18 protein-coding genes and 1 pseudogene are annotated in these 15,504 nt (G+C 63.8%); 13 read left to right on the top strand and 6 right to left on the bottom strand.

The genetic code is table 11. The annotated features are described in order from the left end of the window. Window positions 1–100 precede the first annotated feature (100 nt). The gene (locus tag X728_RS150560) at window positions 101–412 is read right to left on the bottom strand and encodes a hypothetical protein (protein WP_023670517.1); all 312 of its coding nucleotides are present in this window, start codon (window positions 410–412) and stop codon (window positions 101–103) included. Between the two features lie 162 nt (window positions 413–574). Here X728_RS150560 and X728_RS150565 point away from each other — a divergent pair, with 162 nt between their 5' ends. Next, window positions 575–1,771 carry a GGDEF domain-containing protein gene (locus X728_RS150565; protein ID WP_023698369.1) on the top strand — a complete coding sequence of 399 codons (1,197 nt, stop codon included), beginning with the start codon at window positions 575–577 and terminating at the stop codon, window positions 1,769–1,771. Between the two features lie 37 nt (window positions 1,772–1,808). On the opposite strand, the gene X728_RS150570 is transcribed toward X728_RS150565, so the two are convergent. After that, a complete protein-coding gene (locus tag X728_RS150570) occupies window positions 1,809–2,180 on the bottom strand; it encodes a hypothetical protein (RefSeq protein ID WP_023687709.1) in 372 nt (123 codons plus the stop codon). Between the two features lie 251 nt (window positions 2,181–2,431). Between X728_RS150570 and X728_RS150575 the strand changes: the two genes are divergently transcribed. From X728_RS150575 to X728_RS150600, 7 genes are all read left to right on the top strand, one after another. Next, window positions 2,432–2,902, top strand: coding sequence for a hypothetical protein (locus X728_RS150575; protein ID WP_023709350.1), 471 nt, complete (start codon window positions 2,432–2,434; stop codon window positions 2,900–2,902). A gap of 240 nt (window positions 2,903–3,142) precedes the next feature. After that, entirely contained in the window at window positions 3,143–3,562 is a 420-nt protein-coding gene (gene sdhC, locus X728_RS150580; protein ID WP_023683884.1) for a succinate dehydrogenase, cytochrome b556 subunit, read from the top strand. Continuing rightward, complete coding sequence (gene sdhD / locus X728_RS150585) at window positions 3,562–3,960, top strand: succinate dehydrogenase, hydrophobic membrane anchor protein (RefSeq protein WP_023683885.1); 399 nt, start codon at window positions 3,562–3,564, stop codon at window positions 3,958–3,960. Before sdhC ends, sdhD begins: the two co-directional genes overlap by 1 nt. A 1-nt stretch (window position 3,961) precedes the next feature. Then, on the top strand, window positions 3,962–5,791 hold the full coding sequence (gene sdhA / locus X728_RS150590) for a succinate dehydrogenase flavoprotein subunit (RefSeq protein WP_023706721.1): 1,830 nt from the start codon (window positions 3,962–3,964) through the stop codon (window positions 5,789–5,791). 40 nt (window positions 5,792–5,831) lie between these two features. Then, the gene (locus tag X728_RS150595) at window positions 5,832–6,611 is read left to right on the top strand and encodes a succinate dehydrogenase iron-sulfur subunit (protein WP_023670510.1); all 780 of its coding nucleotides are present in this window, start codon (window positions 5,832–5,834) and stop codon (window positions 6,609–6,611) included. A gap of 65 nt (window positions 6,612–6,676) precedes the next feature. After that, the gene (locus X728_RS0135320; RefSeq protein ID WP_023706720.1) at window positions 6,677–7,414 is read left to right on the top strand and encodes a nucleotidyltransferase domain-containing protein; all 738 of its coding nucleotides are present in this window, start codon (window positions 6,677–6,679) and stop codon (window positions 7,412–7,414) included. A gap of 6 nt (window positions 7,415–7,420) precedes the next feature. Next, window positions 7,421–8,053: a DUF480 domain-containing protein gene (locus X728_RS150600; RefSeq protein WP_023708761.1), complete on the top strand. Its 633-nt coding sequence runs from the start codon at window positions 7,421–7,423 to the stop codon at window positions 8,051–8,053. A gap of 205 nt (window positions 8,054–8,258) precedes the next feature. Here X728_RS150600 and X728_RS150605 read toward each other — a convergent pair whose 3' ends face one another. Continuing rightward, window positions 8,259–8,684 (bottom strand): OsmC family protein, encoded by a 426-nt coding sequence (locus X728_RS150605; RefSeq protein WP_023670508.1) that lies wholly within the window; start codon window positions 8,682–8,684, stop codon window positions 8,259–8,261. A gap of 219 nt (window positions 8,685–8,903) precedes the next feature. Here X728_RS150605 and X728_RS150610 point away from each other — a divergent pair, with 219 nt between their 5' ends. Further along, window positions 8,904–9,119: a hypothetical protein gene (locus X728_RS150610; protein ID WP_023831856.1), complete on the top strand. Its 216-nt coding sequence runs from the start codon at window positions 8,904–8,906 to the stop codon at window positions 9,117–9,119. After that, window positions 9,116–9,472, top strand: coding sequence for a YciI family protein (locus tag X728_RS150615; protein WP_023831855.1), 357 nt, complete (start codon window positions 9,116–9,118; stop codon window positions 9,470–9,472). The genes X728_RS150610 and X728_RS150615 overlap by 4 nt, the downstream gene beginning before the upstream one ends. Window positions 9,473–9,488: 16 nt before the next feature. On the opposite strand, the gene X728_RS150620 is transcribed toward X728_RS150615, so the two are convergent. Beyond that, window positions 9,489–11,096 (bottom strand): GMC family oxidoreductase N-terminal domain-containing protein, encoded by a 1,608-nt coding sequence (locus X728_RS150620; RefSeq protein WP_023831854.1) that lies wholly within the window; start codon window positions 11,094–11,096, stop codon window positions 9,489–9,491. After that, window positions 11,093–11,650 (bottom strand): annotated as a pseudogene (locus X728_RS150625) (FGGY-family carbohydrate kinase); the annotation flags it as partial. The pseudogene X728_RS150625 and the gene X728_RS150620, both read right to left, overlap by 4 nt. Window positions 11,651–11,871: 221 nt before the next feature. On the opposite strand from X728_RS150625, the gene X728_RS150630 reads away from it, so the two are divergent. Next, complete coding sequence (locus X728_RS150630) at window positions 11,872–12,402, top strand: hypothetical protein (RefSeq protein ID WP_023670503.1); 531 nt, start codon at window positions 11,872–11,874, stop codon at window positions 12,400–12,402. Between the two features lie 16 nt (window positions 12,403–12,418). Then, window positions 12,419–13,057, top strand: a complete 639-nt coding sequence (gene plsY / locus X728_RS0135310; protein ID WP_031195597.1) for a glycerol-3-phosphate 1-O-acyltransferase PlsY — start codon at window positions 12,419–12,421, stop codon at window positions 13,055–13,057. 22 nt (window positions 13,058–13,079) lie between these two features. Here plsY and X728_RS150635 read toward each other — a convergent pair whose 3' ends face one another. After that, window positions 13,080–14,336: a ubiquinone biosynthesis hydroxylase gene (locus tag X728_RS150635; protein ID WP_023826894.1), complete on the bottom strand. Its 1,257-nt coding sequence runs from the start codon at window positions 14,334–14,336 to the stop codon at window positions 13,080–13,082. Window positions 14,337–14,448: 112 nt separating this feature from the next. On the opposite strand from X728_RS150635, the gene tesB reads away from it, so the two are divergent. Continuing rightward, a complete protein-coding gene (gene tesB / locus X728_RS150640) occupies window positions 14,449–15,324 on the top strand; it encodes an acyl-CoA thioesterase II (protein ID WP_023687727.1) in 876 nt (291 codons plus the stop codon). Window positions 15,325–15,504 lie beyond the last annotated feature (180 nt).

The following is a 15,504-nucleotide window of genomic DNA, read 5'->3' as shown; positions in this document are numbered from 1 at the left end:
TGGTTCAAGCCTGATCTGAGCGTATGCAAAACCCCGAACGGCAAAACCGTTCGGGGTTTTGTTTAAAGCGCGCCGCTCTAAGACCCTTGGGGTATATGCCCTAGCCGGCACGGCGGATGATTTCATGAAATTCCTCCCGGCTGCCGGGTTCGTCGGCCGCGACCACCAGCGCCAGTTCGCGCTCGTCGAAGATCTTGAACCACTCGTCCCATTCGACCAGCTCGTAGCCGCCTGCGTTGACCGGGCGTTCAGGCTGATCCTGGTCCTGATAGGCGTGCTGGCCGAAGACGAGCCTCAGCAACGGCTGCGTTCCGGTCTCGGGCGATACATCGACGATCGCCGGAAATCCGGCGCGCCCTGCGGCCCATGAGCGAATTGCTTCGTGATCGGTCAGCGTGATCGTGTCGGCCATGAACAACTTCTCCTTGATTGCTGTCAGGAAACGCCGGCCTCAGGTCCCGGTTCCGTGCACCAGCTTCATGAGTGGCGACTTGCATATTCGTCCCGGCTTAACCGCTTGTTGGGGCTTGCGCTCTAAGGTCTTCCCTGACGTCAAGCGGGAAGTCACCGTCCTTTGGACACCGGCCTGTTCATAGCGCTGCTCAATCCGACGATCGCGCTGGCGCTCGGCGCGGCGTTCCTCGTGCTGTGGTTCTATCAGCGCCACCGGCCCTATCTGGCTGTGCTCGGCACGAGCTATTGCGTGTCCGCGCCCGGCTTCCTGCTGCAGTATTTCACGCTGCCCGGCGGCATGGTGCTGACCAAGCTGGTCTCCAACCTCTGCTTCACGCTCGCCGCCTGTTGCCTCGTCGGTGCGATCATCTCACGCTACGGCAGGCGCGTGCCCTATATCGCGATCGGCATTCTGGCGGGTGGCGGGATGGTGGCATTCTGCTGGTTCCTGTTCGTCCAGCCGGACTTGACTTGGCGCATCCTGTCGATCAATTTCGGCTTTGGCGGCCTCAGCCTGCTGGTCGCCGCCGAGCTGCGCGCCGTGCGCAAGAACGGCCCGACGGAAAAAATCCTGTTCGTATTGTCGCTGCTGTCCGGGCTGAACTTCATCGGCCGCACGCTGCTCGTCGTCATCTCGCACGGGCCGTTCACCAGCTATGACGGGTTTTATGGCTCGTCCTACTGGACGACGGCGCTTTTGACGCACGCGCTGCTGTCGTTGCTGATCGCGCTCTGCCTGTTCTCGGCAGCTGCGCTCGACGTGATGAAGGCGCTGAAGACCGAGACGCACACCGATCCGCTGTCTGGCCTGCTCAACCGCAGGGGTTTCGAGGAGCGCGCCTTGCTGGTGCTGCAGCATTGCGCTGTTACCAAGGTGCCGGTCGCGCTGGTGCTGGCCGATCTCGATCACTTCAAGGCGCTCAACGACAAATACGGACATGCCGCGGGCGACCAGGTGATCGCCGACTTCGCCGCCAAGCTTCGCGCGGCCGCCGGCACGCGTGCGGTTGCCGGCCGCATCGGCGGCGAGGAGTTCGCTGTGCTTCTGTCGCTGAGCGATCTTGCCACGGCGCGGCTGTTTGCCGAAGCCGTGCGCACGCACTATTCGGCCGGCAGTGTCGACGGGTTGCCGCCGGGCACCAGGGTGACCGCGAGCTTCGGCGTCGCGGCGCGCACCGGCGACGAAGGGCTGGAGCCGCTGATGCGGCGCGCCGACGAAGCGCTCTACAAGGCCAAGAAGAACGGCCGCGACAGCGTGCGATTGTCCTATGAGCGGGCGGAAACGGTGTTCATCCCGGATACAGGCAGCGTCGGTTAGCGTCTCGCTTAAACGGCCTCTCGGCCGTGCCGGATCATCAGCGGCAAGGGCTGAGGTTGGGCATTTCGCCATCGGAGAGGCCGTACATATAGGAGCGGCCCTTCACGAACACCGGCGGCTGGTAGCAGCCACGCCTGGAGATGTGATCCGCCTCGTCTTCATAAAGGACTTCCGGTTCCGCTTCCGGCTGCCCGGCGCTGGTGTAGTCGGACAATTTCTTGGCCAGCCTGCCTTGGCCGACAATGATGCGCTTGTAGCCGGCGGCGCTGTCGATGACGAGATTGCCTAGGGAATCGGCATAGACGCGGTCATGATGGCGCGACCAGGCCATTGCCGGGGCGGCGAAGCCGAGACTGGCTGTCGCCAGCACAAGCGCCGCAAGGCGCGCTCTTCCTGAATTCGAAAGCATGGTGTCCTCTCTGCTGTGGACCCGATCGAATCGGAAATTAACCTTTTCTTAACCTTTGTTAAGAGGGCAGGCGCATCCGGCGGCGATCTCTCGCCAAACATGGTTAATATCCGACGGGATGAAAACCGGGCGTCATCATTCGGCCATGCTTGCCCGCACCATCGGCCGCGACGCACACAACTACGCTGACGTCGGGTGAGCTTGATCTTGGTGGAACATCGCGGCTAGTTAGCCGCGCAGGAGGACAGCATATGGCGTTACGCCGGACGTTTCGGGTGACGCTGTTGTCGATCCCCTTGCTGACTGCCGCAGCCTGCGTGCCGCAGAACGGCGCGCCGACGGCGGTGAATACCGTACCACCCACTGTCGCGCCCGTGCCGGCTCAGCAGTCCGCCGCACCTGTGGCGCCCCCGGCTTCCGCAACGGCTCCGACAGCGCCTGCCGCACCTTCAGCCAAGATCGTCACCGACCTTACCGCGCCGCGGTCTGCTGTCGGCACGGCAACTTACAGATGCGGCAATGGCGGCATGATCACCATCCAGAACCTCGGCACGGCGTTGCGCGTTGTCAGGCCCGATGGCACGACCGAGGAGTTTGCCGCATCACCCGCCAACCAGTCCAGCCGCTACCAGGAAGCTGCGTCGCATGACGCAATCGTGATCGACGCGCGCGAGGCGCTGGTGATGAAGAGGGGCTCGACACCACAGACCTGCAAACGATAGCCTGGCGTCGATTGCAAAGGAAATGCCGCACTGCAGCGAACGGTGCGCTGGCTTTCGACGGTGGCCAAATCGATTGAAGCGAAACAGCAGCCTTTTGTCAGACTAAATGACGTTTTCAAAACGATTTTCCGGCTTTGACGCGGTGCAAAAAGAGCATTAGAAACCGGCTGTCTGAAGTCATATATCGAGGCGGTAAGTGCCGCTTTCCACCGCGGCTCCGGACATCGAACTGGGGCAGCCATGAGCAAATCACCAGCCACCCGAACCGCCAGACGTGAACGGCCGCTCTCGCCGCACCTGACGATTTACCGCCCACCGATCACCATGACGATGTCGATCATTCACCGCATCACTGGCGGGGCGCTGTATTTCGGCACGCTGCTGGTCGCCGCGTGGCTGATGGCGGCGGCGAGTTCGCAAGGCGCTTTCGATTGGATCAACTGGGCCTTCGGCACCTGGCTCGGCCGGCTCATCCTGTTCGGCTACACCTGGGCGCTGATGCACCACATGCTGGGCGGCGTGCGCCATCTCGTCTGGGACACCGGCGCCGGGCTGGAGAAACACACGGCATCGAAGATCGCCTGGGCGACGCTCGCCGGTTCCATCCTGCTCACGCTGCTGATCTGGGTCGCCGGCTACATGGCGCGGGGAACCTTGTGATGAGCGGCACGAACAACAACGATATGCGCACGCCGCTGGCCAAGGTCCGCGGTCTGGGCTCGGCCCGCGAAGGCACCGGGCATTTCTGGCGACAGCGGCTGACGGCCATTGCCAACATCCCGCTGATACTGTTCTTCGTCGGGTTCCTGATCGCGCTCAATGGCGCCGGCTTCGCCGAGGTGCGGGCGGCGCTCGCCAGTCCGTTCGTGGCGCTGGTGTTGGCGCTGGTGCTCGTTTCCGGTCTCACCCATATGCGTGTCGGCATGCAGGTCATTATCGAGGATTACGTGCATGCCGAAGGCATGAAGCTGGCGCTGATCGCACTCAGCACGTTTTTCACCATAGCGGTCGGCGTCGCCTCGATCTTCGCCCTGCTCAAACTGGCATTCGGAGGCTGATTTGGCCAAGGACGCGAAATCGGCCACCGGCTATACCTTTGTCGACCACAAGTTCGACGTGGTGGTCGTCGGCGCCGGCGGCGCCGGCCTGCGCGCCACGCTCGGCATGGCCGAGCAGGGCCTGCGCACGGCCTGCATCACCAAAGTGTTCCCGACCCGCTCGCACACGGTGGCGGCACAAGGCGGCATTGCCGCGTCGCTGTCCAACATGGGTCCGGACTCCTGGCAGTGGCACATGTACGACACCGTCAAGGGTTCGGACTGGCTGGGCGACGTCGACGCCATGGAATATCTGGTGCGCGAGGCACCGGCGGCGGTCTACGAGCTCGAGCATTACGGCGTGCCGTTCTCGCGCACCGAAGAGGGCAAGATCTACCAGCGGCCGTTCGGCGGACACATGATGAATTATGGCGACGGCCCGCCGGTGCAGCGCACCTGTGCTGCCGCCGACCGCACCGGTCACGCCATCCTGCACACGCTCTACGGCCAGTCGCTGAAGAACAATGCACAGTTCTTCATCGAGTATTTTGCGCTCGACCTGATCATGGAACCGGACGGCACCTGCACCGGCGTCGTCGCCTGGAACCTCGACGACGGCACCATCCATCGCTTCTCCGCCAAGATGGTGGTGCTGGCGACCGGCGGATATGGCCGCGCCTATTTCTCGGCGACGTCGGCGCACACCTGTACAGGCGACGGCGGCGGCATGGCGGCACGGGCCGGCTTCCCGCTGCAGGATATGGAGTTCGTGCAGTTTCATCCGACCGGCATCTACGGCGCCGGCTGCCTGATCACCGAAGGCGCGCGCGGCGAGGGCGGCTATCTCGTCAATTCCGAGGGCGAGCGCTTCATGGAGCGCTACGCGCCGTCGGCCAAGGACCTGGCGTCGCGCGACGTCGTCTCGCGTTGCATGACGCTGGAGATCCGCGAAGGCCGCGGGGTCGGCAAGAACAAGGACCATATTTTCCTGCATCTCGACCATCTCGATCCGGCCGTGCTGCATGAGCGGCTGCCGGGCATTTCGGAATCGGCCAGGATTTTCGCCGGCGTCGACCTGACCAAGGAGCCGATCCCGGTGCTGCCGACGGTGCACTACAATATGGGCGGCGTGCCGACCAATTACTGGGGCGAGGTGCTGAACCCGACGGTCGAGAATCCTGACCGGGTGTCACCCGGGCTGATGGCGGTCGGCGAGGCCGGCTGTGCCTCCGTGCACGGCGCCAACCGGCTGGGCTCGAACTCGCTGATCGATCTGGTGGTGTTCGGCCGCGCCGCCGCAATCCGCGCCGGCCAGGTCATCGACCGTAATTCGGCGATCCCTTCGCCCAACGAAGCCTCGGTCGAAAAGATCATGGACCGCTTCGACCGGCTGCGCCACGCCAATGGCTCGACGCCAACCGCTGTTCTGCGTGAGAAAATGCAGAAGGCGATGCAGGAAGACGCCGCCGTGTTCCGCACACAGGAGTCGCTCGAAAACGGCTGCAAGCGCATTTCGCAGATATGGACCGAGCTCAAGGACCTGAAAGTCTCCGACCGCTCGATGATCTGGAATTCCGACCTGGTCGAGACGCTGGAGCTGGAAAATCTGATGGCCAACGCCATCACCACGGTCTACGGCGCCGAGGCGCGCAAGGAGAGCCGCGGCGCGCATGCGCGCGAAGATTTTTCGGCCCGAGACGACATTATCTGGCGCAAGCATACGCTGGCTCGGCTAAGCGAGGACGGCCAGGTGAGCCTCAGCTATCGTCCCGTGCACACCGAGCCGCTGGTGGCGGAAAAGGACGGCGGCATCAGCCTTGCCAAGATCGCGCCGAAGGCCAGGGTGTACTGACCATGGTGCCGAAGCCCGTCATCCGAAAGGACCAGAGGTAATGGTCGAACTAACGCTTCCCAAGAACTCCAAGGTGCAGCCGGGCAAGACCTGGCCGAAGCCGGAGGGCGCCACCAACCTGCGGGAATACCGCATCTACCGCTGGTCGCCCGACGATGACGAGAACCCGCGCATCGACACCTATTTCGTCGACATGGACGATTGTGGGCCGATGGTGCTCGATGCGCTGCTCTGGATCAAGAACAAGATCGACCCGACGCTGGCGTTGCGCCGCTCCTGCCGCGAAGGCATTTGCGGCTCCTGCGCCATGAACATCGATGGCTCCAACACGCTGGCCTGCACCAAGGGCTGCGACGACATTTCCGGCGCCGTCAAAGTCTACCCGCTGCCGCATATGCAGGTGGTCAAGGACCTGGTGCCCGACCTCACCAATTTCTACGCCCAGCACGCCTCGATCCAGCCATGGCTGAAGACAGTGTCGCCAGAGCCAGCCAAGGAATGGCTGCAGAGCCATGAGGACCGCGAAAAGCTCGACGGGCTCTACGAGTGCATCCTATGCGCCTGCTGCTCGACCTCGTGCCCGAGCTATTGGTGGAACGGCGACCGCTATCTCGGCCCGGCGACGCTGCTGCAGGCCTATCGCTGGCTGATCGACAGCCGCGACGAAGCCACGGGCGAACGGCTCGACGATCTCGAAGACCCGTTCCGGCTCTACCGCTGCCACACCATCATGAACTGCGCCCAGACCTGCCCGAAGGGGCTCAACCCGGCCAAGGCGATTGCCGAGATCAAGAAGATGATGGTGGAGCGCAGAGTCTGACGCCGTCGCTACCCGCCGACTTTTCGCCGGACGCCGTCGCGGCGCTGCGCGCCCGCCTCGATCTGGTGCGAAGCCAGCCTGTAAAAATCCTGTTTGCCATCGAAAGCGGCAGCCGCGCCTGGGGGTTTCCGTCTCCCGACAGCGATTATGACTGCCGCTTTGTCTATATCAGACCGGTAACCGATCACCTCGTGCTGCAGCAGGCGCGCGATGTGATCGAGTTTCCGATCGAAGGCGAGATCGATGCCGGCGGCTGGGATCTGCGCAAGGCGTTGCTGCTGGCGCTTGGCGGCAATGCCGTCATAGTCGAATGGGCGAAGTCGCCGATCGTCTATGAGGAGGTTTCGGGGTTTCGCCAGCGCCTTCTCGATTTGCTGGCCGAGATCGTCGATCCGGCGAAGGTATCGCACCACTATCTCGGCCTTGCGCGTTCGCATGTCGCCAAGATCGGCAGTTTCTCCGGCGAGGTGAAGCTGAAGAAGCTGTTCTATCTGATCCGCCCGCTCGTGGCGCTCGACTGGATGGAACAGCGCGGCTTTGCCAGCCTGCCGCCGATGAACCTTGGCGAATGCCTCGATCAGACCGAGATACCGGCTCAAGCCAGCGACGAAATCCGCGGCCTGATCGAGCGCAAAAGCCGGACGCGGGAGATGGGTCTCGGGCCTCATCCCGACCGCAATCGCGCGCTATCTCGAAGCCCGCTATGGTCACCACGAAATGAACCTAGTCGGCCCCGTCAGGGACAAAGCCGGCCAAGCGCGCAAACATGCCCTTGCAACCGAATTTTACCGCCGGGAGGCTGAACTTCAATGAGCGATGACCTTCCCATTCTCAATCCCGTCGAAGCCCGTGTGCTCGGCTGCCTGATCGAGAAGAGGGAGCTGACGCCGGATGTCTATCCGCTGACGCTGAATGCAGCACTTGCAGCCGCCAACCAGAAGACGGCGCGCGAGCCTGTCATGGCGCTGGAGCAGACGGAGGTGCATCGGACTCTCAAGCTGCTCGAGCAGAAGGGGCTGGTGCGTCAGATGTTCGGCTCGCGCGTCGAGCGCTATGAGCATCAGATGGCGCAGCGCTTCTCGCTGACCACGCCGCAGACCGCGGTGATCGGCCTGCTTTTGCTGCGCGGGCCGCAGACGGCGCATGAGTTGCTGGCGCGAGCTGAGCGCATGGCGCGGTTTTCGTCCGTCGAGGACCTGCGTGGCGAACTCGACATGCTGATCGGCCGCCGCCCGCCGCTCGTCCAGGAAATACCGCGCGGGCCGGGGCAGCGCGAGGACCGTTTTATGCATCTGCTCGCAGGACCGGTGGACGTCGCGGCGTTATCGGTGCAGCGGAGCGCGCCGGCCTTGCCTGCTTCCGACCTGGAAGCGAGATTGGAGGCTCTGGAGCAGGAAGTCGTAGCCCTTCGCGCCCGGCTTGATGCGCTGGGCGCCCAATAGTATCCGAGACGTCGGCGGGACAGCACCCCCTCTGGCCTGCCGGCCATCTCCCCCTCAAGTGGGGAGATCAGATGTCACGCCGGCCTTCGCCAATTACGAACGTCGAAAGAAGAGTGCCAGCTACCGAGCTTCCAATTTCCCCGGGAGATGCCCGGCAGGGCAGAGGGGGGCGCGAAGAATCGCTACCCCGGGCAAAATCGGCGGATCACCCCAGTTTCGCGTCGAGCGACACTTTGATGGCGCCGAGCGCCTTCGAAACCGGGCATTCGGCCTTGGCCTTCTCGGCCAATTCCTTGAACTTCGCCGCATCGATGCCCGGTACCTTGCCGATCAGGGTGATGGCGCTGCCGGTGATGCCGGTGCCGGGGACCAGCGTCACCACCGCCTTGGCGTCGAGCTCGGTGGCGGGCGTGCCGTTCTCGGCCAGGAAATGCGACAGCTGCATGGCGTAGCATCCGGCGTGTGCCGCCGCGATTAACTCTTCGGGATTGGTGCCGGATTTGCCGCTCTCGTCCTCGAAGCGAGCCTTGAACGAATAGGGCGTGCCCTTCAAGGTGCCGCTCTGGCTGTCGAGCGTGCCCGTGCCCTCCTTCAGATTGCCTTTCCAGACGGCGTTTGCGGTACGGTCCATAGAATTCTCCTTGATTACAGCGACAGCGCCGGCCACGCGGCGTTCCCTCCAACTATAGCGCGGCGGCAGGGGAAGACCACCGCGCTGTTTCGGCCGGATGCGACGCCGGCGTGCCCTGCAAATTTTTCTGAAAAAATGTGCGTGCAAAAATGTCGACTTGCATCGGCGCCGGCCGTCCTGCGAGCGTCCACGGATTCTCGTGGCGGATGGAGATCCAAGATGAACAATCTGTTTTCTGCCCATTGGAACGACGCCGACAAAAGCGCGCGTCTACACGAGATCGACTGCTCGCGACCTTCCGGCTTCGGCCGGCTGCTTGCTGCGGTCGCCGTGATCGGCATTGCGGTCTGCGTGCTCGACAACGCTGCTGCCGGCAAGGATGCCGCCGGCACCGTGATCGCCTATGGGTCGTCACAGCAAGGGAGCTGGAAATGAAATATGTCTGTCTGGTCTACGGCGAGGAAAAGGACCTCCATGCCATGACGCCGGAGCGTCTGGCCAAGCTCGACGCCGATTCGATGGCCTATGACCGGTCATTGGACCAGCAAGGCAAGCTGATCATCGCGCAGGCGCTGCAATCGGTGAAGACGTCGAAGACGGTGCGGCGGCGCCAAGGCAAGCGGCTGATCACTGACGGTCCGTTTGCCGAAACCAAGGAGCAGTTGCTCGGTTTCCTCATGATCGAAGCCGACACTCTCGACAAGGCGCTGGAGATCGCCGGCAAAATTCCGCTGGCCGAAATCGGCACCGTCGAAGTCAGGGCGATCTACGACGTGCCGGGGTCGTAAGGCAGCAGCGGCGAGGTCATGCAGGCCGGCGGATCATATCCGCCGCCTTCTCGGCGATCATCACCACTGGCGAGGCGGTGTTGCCGGAGACGATGCGCGGCATGATCGAGGCGTCGACGACGCGCAGGCCCTCGACACCGGTCACGCGCAGGTCCGGGCTGACGACGGCGCGGTCGTCGACACCCATCCTACAGGTGCCGACCGGGTGGAAGATGGTCGTCGCGATCGAGCCGATCTGGTGCAGCAGGTCCTCGTCCGACTGGTGGGTGAGGCCCGGCAGGATTTCTTCCGGATGGAAGCCGGCAAGAGCCTTGGCGGTCATGATACCGCGCGCCTGGCGCACCGAACGCAGCGCGATCTCGCGGTCGCGCACCGTCGAGAGATAGTTCAGCCGGATTTCCGGCTGCACGGCTAGGTCGCGGGTTGTGGCGTGCACCGAGCCGACGCTCTCGGGCCGCAGATTGCAGACCGACATGGTGATTGCCGGGAACGGGTGCAGCGGGTCGCCCAGCCGGTCGGTAGACAAGGGCTGGACGTGGTACTCCAGGTCCGGCGTCGCCATCGACGGACCGGACTTCGAGAACATGCCGAACTGGCTCGGCGCCATCGACATCGGTCCCGACCGGCCAAAGGCATATTGCAGCGCGATCTTCGCCTTGCCGCTCAGGCTGTTGGCTAGCGTGTTGAGCGTCAGCGCCGACGACACTTTGTAGACAGTGCGGATCTGCAGATGGTCCTGAAGGTTCTCGCCGACATCGGGGCTGGCGTGAACCACATCGATGCCGAGCGCGGCGAGGCGATCCGGCTCGCCGACCCCGGAAAGCTCCAGCAGTTTCGGCGTGTTGATCGAGCCGGCGGTCAGCAGCACCTCGCTCCTGGCCTTTGCCTCGATGGTTTGGCCGCCGACGCGATAACAAACGCCGATAGCACGCTTGCCCTCGAACAACACCGTCTCGACATGCGCGTTGACGACCAGCCTGAGGTTCGGCCGTCGCAGCGCCGGGCGCAAGAATGCCTTGGCTGTGTTCCAGCGCACGCCCTTGCTCTGGTTGACTTCGAAGAAGCCGGACCCCTCATTGTCGCCGTCGTTAAAATCCTCGCGCGGCATGATGCCGAATTCCTTGGCCGCCTCCTGCACGGTGTTCAGGATCGGCCACGACAGGCGTTGCCGCGCCACTTTCCATTCGCCGCGGGAGCCATGCAGCTCGGTCTTGCCGCCATGATGGTCCTCGGATTTGAGGAAGTAGGGCAGCACATCGTCCCAGCCCCAGCCGACATTGCCCATCTGCCGCCAGCCATCGTAGTCCGCCGCCTGGCCGCGCATGTAGATCATGCCGTTGACCGAGGTGCAGCCGCCCAGCACCTTGCCGCGGGGATAGACCAGCGAGCGGCCGTTCAGGCCGGCTTCGGGGGCAGTCTTCATCATCCAGTCGGTGCGCGGATTGCCGATGCAATAGAGATAGCCGACCGGGATATGCACCCAGTGATAATTGTCGCTGCCGCCGGCCTCGAGCAGCAGCACGCGCGTCGCCGGGTTTTCGCTCAGGCGATTGGCCAGCACGCAGCCGGCGGTGCCTGCGCCGACAATGATGTAGTCGTAGTCGCCATCGAGCCGTTGGGTCATTGCGGTGGTTTCCTCGGCGGTGTTCTACTCGGTTCTGCGGCGTGTTCGGCCCAGAACGATCGCAGCGTATCGGCAAGGCCGCAATAGGCGCGATAACGCCTGTTGTAATGGTCCTGCATGGCCGGGTTCGGACGGTAGGCGGCGCTTGACCGGGTCATGGCGTCGACGCCGGCCTCATAGTCGGCGAACAGGCCGGCCGCGACCCCGGCGCCGATTGCCGCGCCAAGCGCGCCGGTCTCGCGCGCCTCAGGCACGGTGATCGGCACCCCAAGCCCGTCGGCGAAGATTTGCGGCCAGTGCTCGCTGCGCGAGCCGCCGCCGGACAGGACCGCCTTGTCGAAGCTGACACCGGCGTCCTTCAGGACATTGATGTGGCGCCTATGCTCGAACATCACGCCCTCGAACAGCGCGCGCAGCATATGGCCTTCCTTGTGCCAGCCGGCAAGGCCGTAGAAGCCGGCGCGGTATTCCGCCCCTTGCCACGACCCGTAGAGAAACGGGTGGAACATCGGATCGTCCCAGGCCGGCGTCACCGCGCCGACAGCCGCATTGCAGTGGCCGAACGGATCGTCATAATGGGCACCGCGCTCGACGCGAAGTCGGCGTTATCGCTAAGCGGTTGCATCATTCGTGCCCGTGACGAGCGACCTGAGTCCGATCTCGGCGTCTGGATGATTAGGGGGCCAGCTCTGTTTTCTCATCAGATACAATTCTTGCGTGTTGAAGCAACGCCGGAGTTCTCCTATCGTCGCCGCAATTTTCGGGGGAATTCGACATGCCTTTCCTGATTGCTATTCTCGGCGTGCTGGGAGCCGGGGCGTTCTGGTGGTATCGCATGAAGGCCATGAACGAAGCCGCGCGCGAGGTCGCCGACGTCGTCGGCCGCGTCCAGGGCAACATAAGGCGCAAGAAGCTGCGCAAGCAGGCGGCGCTGTCGCCGCTGACGGCGATCGACGATCCGGTGGTGGCGGCGGCAACGCTGATCACCGCACTGGCAGCGGAGCACGGCCCGATCCTGCCGAAGCGCGAAACGGTCATCCGCGAGGTGATCTCGCAGATTGCGGACAACCAGAAGAAGACCGATGAAGCCGTCGTCTACGCCAAATGGGCCGCGGCGCAGATCGACGACACGACGATCGTCATCGACAAGCTGGCGCCCTTCCTGCGCGAGCGCCTCGATCCGCATGAGCGCGAAGATCTGCTGCAGATGCTGGATCGTGTTGCCAAGAGCGGCGAGCAGAGTTTCAAGGTCGCCGACCAACGCATGCTGCGACTGCGGCAGAAGCTGGGGTTTGAGGTCAACTGAGAAACAGCCCGGGCGCATGTCATTCTGGATAGCGAGCGTGGTAGGATCGGCTGCCGCTTACCTTATCGGCTCTACGCCTGCCGGCTATCTGGCGGGGAAACTGCTTAAGGGCATCGATATCCGGGAGCACGGCTCCAAGTCCACCGGTGCGACAAATGTATTGCGCACACTCGGGAAATGGCCAGCATTGGTGGTGCTTCTGGTGGACGTGCTGAAAGGGGCGGCAGCGGTCATCTTTGCCCGTTGGTTTTGTTTCTGGTCCTCCGCAACGCCGCCGTCGGCAATATCTGATATGCCCGTTTGGGCTCCTTGGATTGTATGCCTGGCCGGACTCGCTGTTTTGCTTGGGCATAGCCGTTCGATCTGGCTGAATTTCACCGGCGGCAAATCGGCTGCGACGGGGTTGGGTGTTTTGTTGGCGATGTCCTGGCCTGTGGGCCTAGGCGCGGCGACGGCATTTGCCGTGGTGTTGGCAGTTTCCCGAATTGTGTCCCTGAGTTCGATGCTGGCGGCGCTCACCGCGATCGCCCTCGTCGGCGGCATGGGACAACCATTGCCCTACCGGTTGCTGGTCATCGCCGGCGGCATCTACGTGATCGTGCGCCACCGCGCCAACATTGCGCGGCTGATGTCAGGAGCCGAGCCGCGTCTATGACAAAGCGGCACTCATTCCCGGCCTAAATCGCCTCACCCTTGAGCAGCCGTGGTGTGCCGTTGGACAACCCCGACGCCTGGCGGATGAAGAACTCCTTCAGCCTGGGCATCCGTTCGACAAGGCCGAGGCCTATGTCGCGGAGCTGGCGCAGCGGACCGATGTCGTTGGAAAACAGCCGGTTCAGCACATCTGTGGTGACGCCCATCTGCACCGTGTCGAAGCGGCGCCATTGCTGGTAGCGCTCGAGCACGTCGAGCGCGCCGATATCCTGTCCCAAGCGATCGGCCTCGACCACCACTTCGGCAAGGGCCGCCACATCCTTGAAGCCGAGATTGAGGCCCTGGCCGGCGATCGGGTGGATGCCGTGCGCGGCGTCGCCGGCAAGTGCTACGCGCGGGGCGACGAAGGCGCGCGCGATGGTCAGGCCGAGCGGCCAGGCGCGCGGCTTGTCGGTGACGCGGATTTCGCCGAGCTTCAGGCCGAAGCGCATTTCAAGCTCCTGCTCGAAGACGAGGTCGTCGCCCGAGACCAGCTTCTCGGCATCCTCGGAACGTTCGACCCAGACCAGCGACGAACGGTTGGTGCCGTCCTCGGTGGGCTTGAGCGGCAGCGTTGCAAACGGGCCGGCCGGCAGAAAATGCTCTTCGGCGCGGCCATTGTGCGGGCGCTCATGCGCCACCGTGCAGACGATGCCGGACTGGCCATATTCCCATTTCACCGTCTTGATGCCGGCCATGTCGCGCAATTTGGAATTGACGCCGTCGGCGGCGACCAGCAGCCGCGCCTTAATCGCCGCGCCGTCGGCCAGATGCACGGTGATGCCGGCGCCATTGCCGTCGAACGATGCGACCGCGACACCTTCGATGATGTCGATGCCGAGCTTTTGCGCGCGGCGGCGCAAGGCGCCGTTCAGGTCCTTGTTGGTGACCATGTGGGCGAACGGTTCGCCCGGCGCGACCTCGCCATCGAAGGTGAGAAACACCGGACGCACCGGATCGGCGGTGCGCGAATCGGTGACGATCATCTCGGTGATCGCCTGCGATTGCCCGACGATTTCCTGCCAGACGCCGAGCTGGTCGAGCATGCGGCAGGCGGCGGCGGCGATCGCCGAGGCGCGGCGGTCCTTCTGCCAGACGCCGGCGGGGGCAGCATCAACGACCGCCACGGCGAGGCCCGGCCGCGCCTGTTTCAGCGACACGGCGGCGGCGAGGCCGACATAGCCGGCGCCAGCGACCAGCACGTCGAGCGGGTTTTTTGCGTCCGTGTTGCGGTTCGCCATGTCAATTCCTTTCGAAGTCTCGACCATCCCCGCCCACTGGGGCATTCCGGCCTTGACTGCCCGCCATTCCTGTCGGAAACCGCCATAGCATCTTACGGCGAGGTCACGAAGCATGACGGCGGCCATGGACGAGCTTCTCAGCATTCTCGACCTCGAGCAGCTGGAACACAATCTGTACCGTGGTCGCAGCCCCAAGCTCGACTGGCAGCGCGTTTTCGGCGGCCAGACCATTGCCCAGGCGCTGGTCGCCGCGCAGCGCACCGTCGAGCCCGAGCGCCACGTGCATTCGCTGCACGGCTATTTCATGCGGCCCGGCGACACCAAGGTGCCGATCGTCTACGAGGTCGACCGCATCCGCGATGGCGGCTCCTTCACCACGCGGCGCGTGGTGGCGATCCAGCACGGCCAGGCGATCTTTTCGCTGGAAGCCTCGTTCCAGCAGGATGAGGTTGGCCTTGAGCATCAGCTGCCGATGCCGCGCGACGTGCCGCCGCCCGACAGCCTGTTGTCGCAGCGCGAATTGCTGGGCAAGTTCGGCGAGGCGGTGCCGGACGGCATCAAGCGCTATTGGGAGCGTGACCGGCCGATTGAGATGAAGCCGGTGATGCTGAAGCATTACACCAGCCGCGAAAAGCTGGAGCCGCAGCAGAACATCTGGATCCGCACCACCGGCCCGGTGCCGGCCGACCGCGGCATCCAGGCGGCGGTGCTTGCCTACCTCTCCGACATGACGCTGCTCGACACCTCGACCTTTGCGCACGGCCGCGCCATTTTCGACCGCGACATCCAGGCGGCGAGCCTCGACCATGCGATGTGGTTCCATCGCAGCCATCCGCTCGATGACTGGATCCTATACACGCAGGACAGCCCCTCGACGCAGGGGTCGCGCGGCTTCACCCGCGGCTCGCTGTTTGCCCGCGACGGCACGCTGATCGCCTCGGTTGCCCAGGAAGGCCTGATCCGGCTGAAACGGCCGCCTGCCGAATAGGCATTTTCGAAAAATTGCCTACTTTTTAATCAGTGACTGTCCGTTGACAGTGCGCACCGTGCCGCCGGGACTCGAGCAATCCGTTTATTTACAATGAGTTAACACCCTGCTTCGGCAACTGGCACGGAGCTTGAATCCTGTTGGGCACTCTCCGGGCTTTTTGGGATCGGTGAAGGTGTG

The sequence above is a fragment of the Mesorhizobium sp. L103C119B0 genome, assembly GCF_000502235.1.
Classification (GTDB): Bacteria; Pseudomonadota; Alphaproteobacteria; order Rhizobiales; family Rhizobiaceae; genus Mesorhizobium.
Note: the sequence above shows the minus strand (reverse complement) of the source record. Positions and strands in the feature narration are given on the sequence as shown.

What these genes read in the sequence shown, in the direction of transcription:
- X728_RS150560 (WP_023670517.1), bottom strand. Translation starts at nt 412, where the DNA reads ATGGCCGACACGATCACGCTGACCGATCACGAAGCAATTCGCTCATGG.
- X728_RS150570 (WP_023687709.1), bottom strand. Translation starts at nt 2,180, where the DNA reads ATGCTTTCGAATTCAGGAAGAGCGCGCCTTGCGGCGCTTGTGCTGGCG.
- X728_RS150575 (WP_023709350.1), top strand. Translation starts at nt 2,432, where the DNA reads ATGGCGTTACGCCGGACGTTTCGGGTGACGCTGTTGTCGATCCCCTTG.
- sdhC (WP_023683884.1), top strand. Translation starts at nt 3,143, where the DNA reads ATGAGCAAATCACCAGCCACCCGAACCGCCAGACGTGAACGGCCGCTC.
- sdhD (WP_023683885.1), top strand. Translation starts at nt 3,562, where the DNA reads ATGAGCGGCACGAACAACAACGATATGCGCACGCCGCTGGCCAAGGTC.
- X728_RS150595 (WP_023670510.1), top strand. Translation starts at nt 5,832, where the DNA reads ATGGTCGAACTAACGCTTCCCAAGAACTCCAAGGTGCAGCCGGGCAAG.
- X728_RS150600 (WP_023708761.1), top strand. Translation starts at nt 7,421, where the DNA reads ATGAGCGATGACCTTCCCATTCTCAATCCCGTCGAAGCCCGTGTGCTC.
- X728_RS150605 (WP_023670508.1), bottom strand. Translation starts at nt 8,684, where the DNA reads ATGGACCGTACCGCAAACGCCGTCTGGAAAGGCAATCTGAAGGAGGGC.
- X728_RS150610 (WP_023831856.1), top strand. Translation starts at nt 8,904, where the DNA reads ATGAACAATCTGTTTTCTGCCCATTGGAACGACGCCGACAAAAGCGCG.
- X728_RS150615 (WP_023831855.1), top strand. Translation starts at nt 9,116, where the DNA reads ATGAAATATGTCTGTCTGGTCTACGGCGAGGAAAAGGACCTCCATGCC.
- X728_RS150620 (WP_023831854.1), bottom strand. Translation starts at nt 11,096, where the DNA reads ATGACCCAACGGCTCGATGGCGACTACGACTACATCATTGTCGGCGCA.
- X728_RS150630 (WP_023670503.1), top strand. Translation starts at nt 11,872, where the DNA reads ATGCCTTTCCTGATTGCTATTCTCGGCGTGCTGGGAGCCGGGGCGTTC.
- plsY (WP_031195597.1), top strand. Translation starts at nt 12,419, where the DNA reads ATGTCATTCTGGATAGCGAGCGTGGTAGGATCGGCTGCCGCTTACCTT.
- X728_RS150635 (WP_023826894.1), bottom strand. Translation starts at nt 14,336, where the DNA reads ATGGCGAACCGCAACACGGACGCAAAAAACCCGCTCGACGTGCTGGTC.
- tesB (WP_023687727.1), top strand. Translation starts at nt 14,449, where the DNA reads ATGACGGCGGCCATGGACGAGCTTCTCAGCATTCTCGACCTCGAGCAG.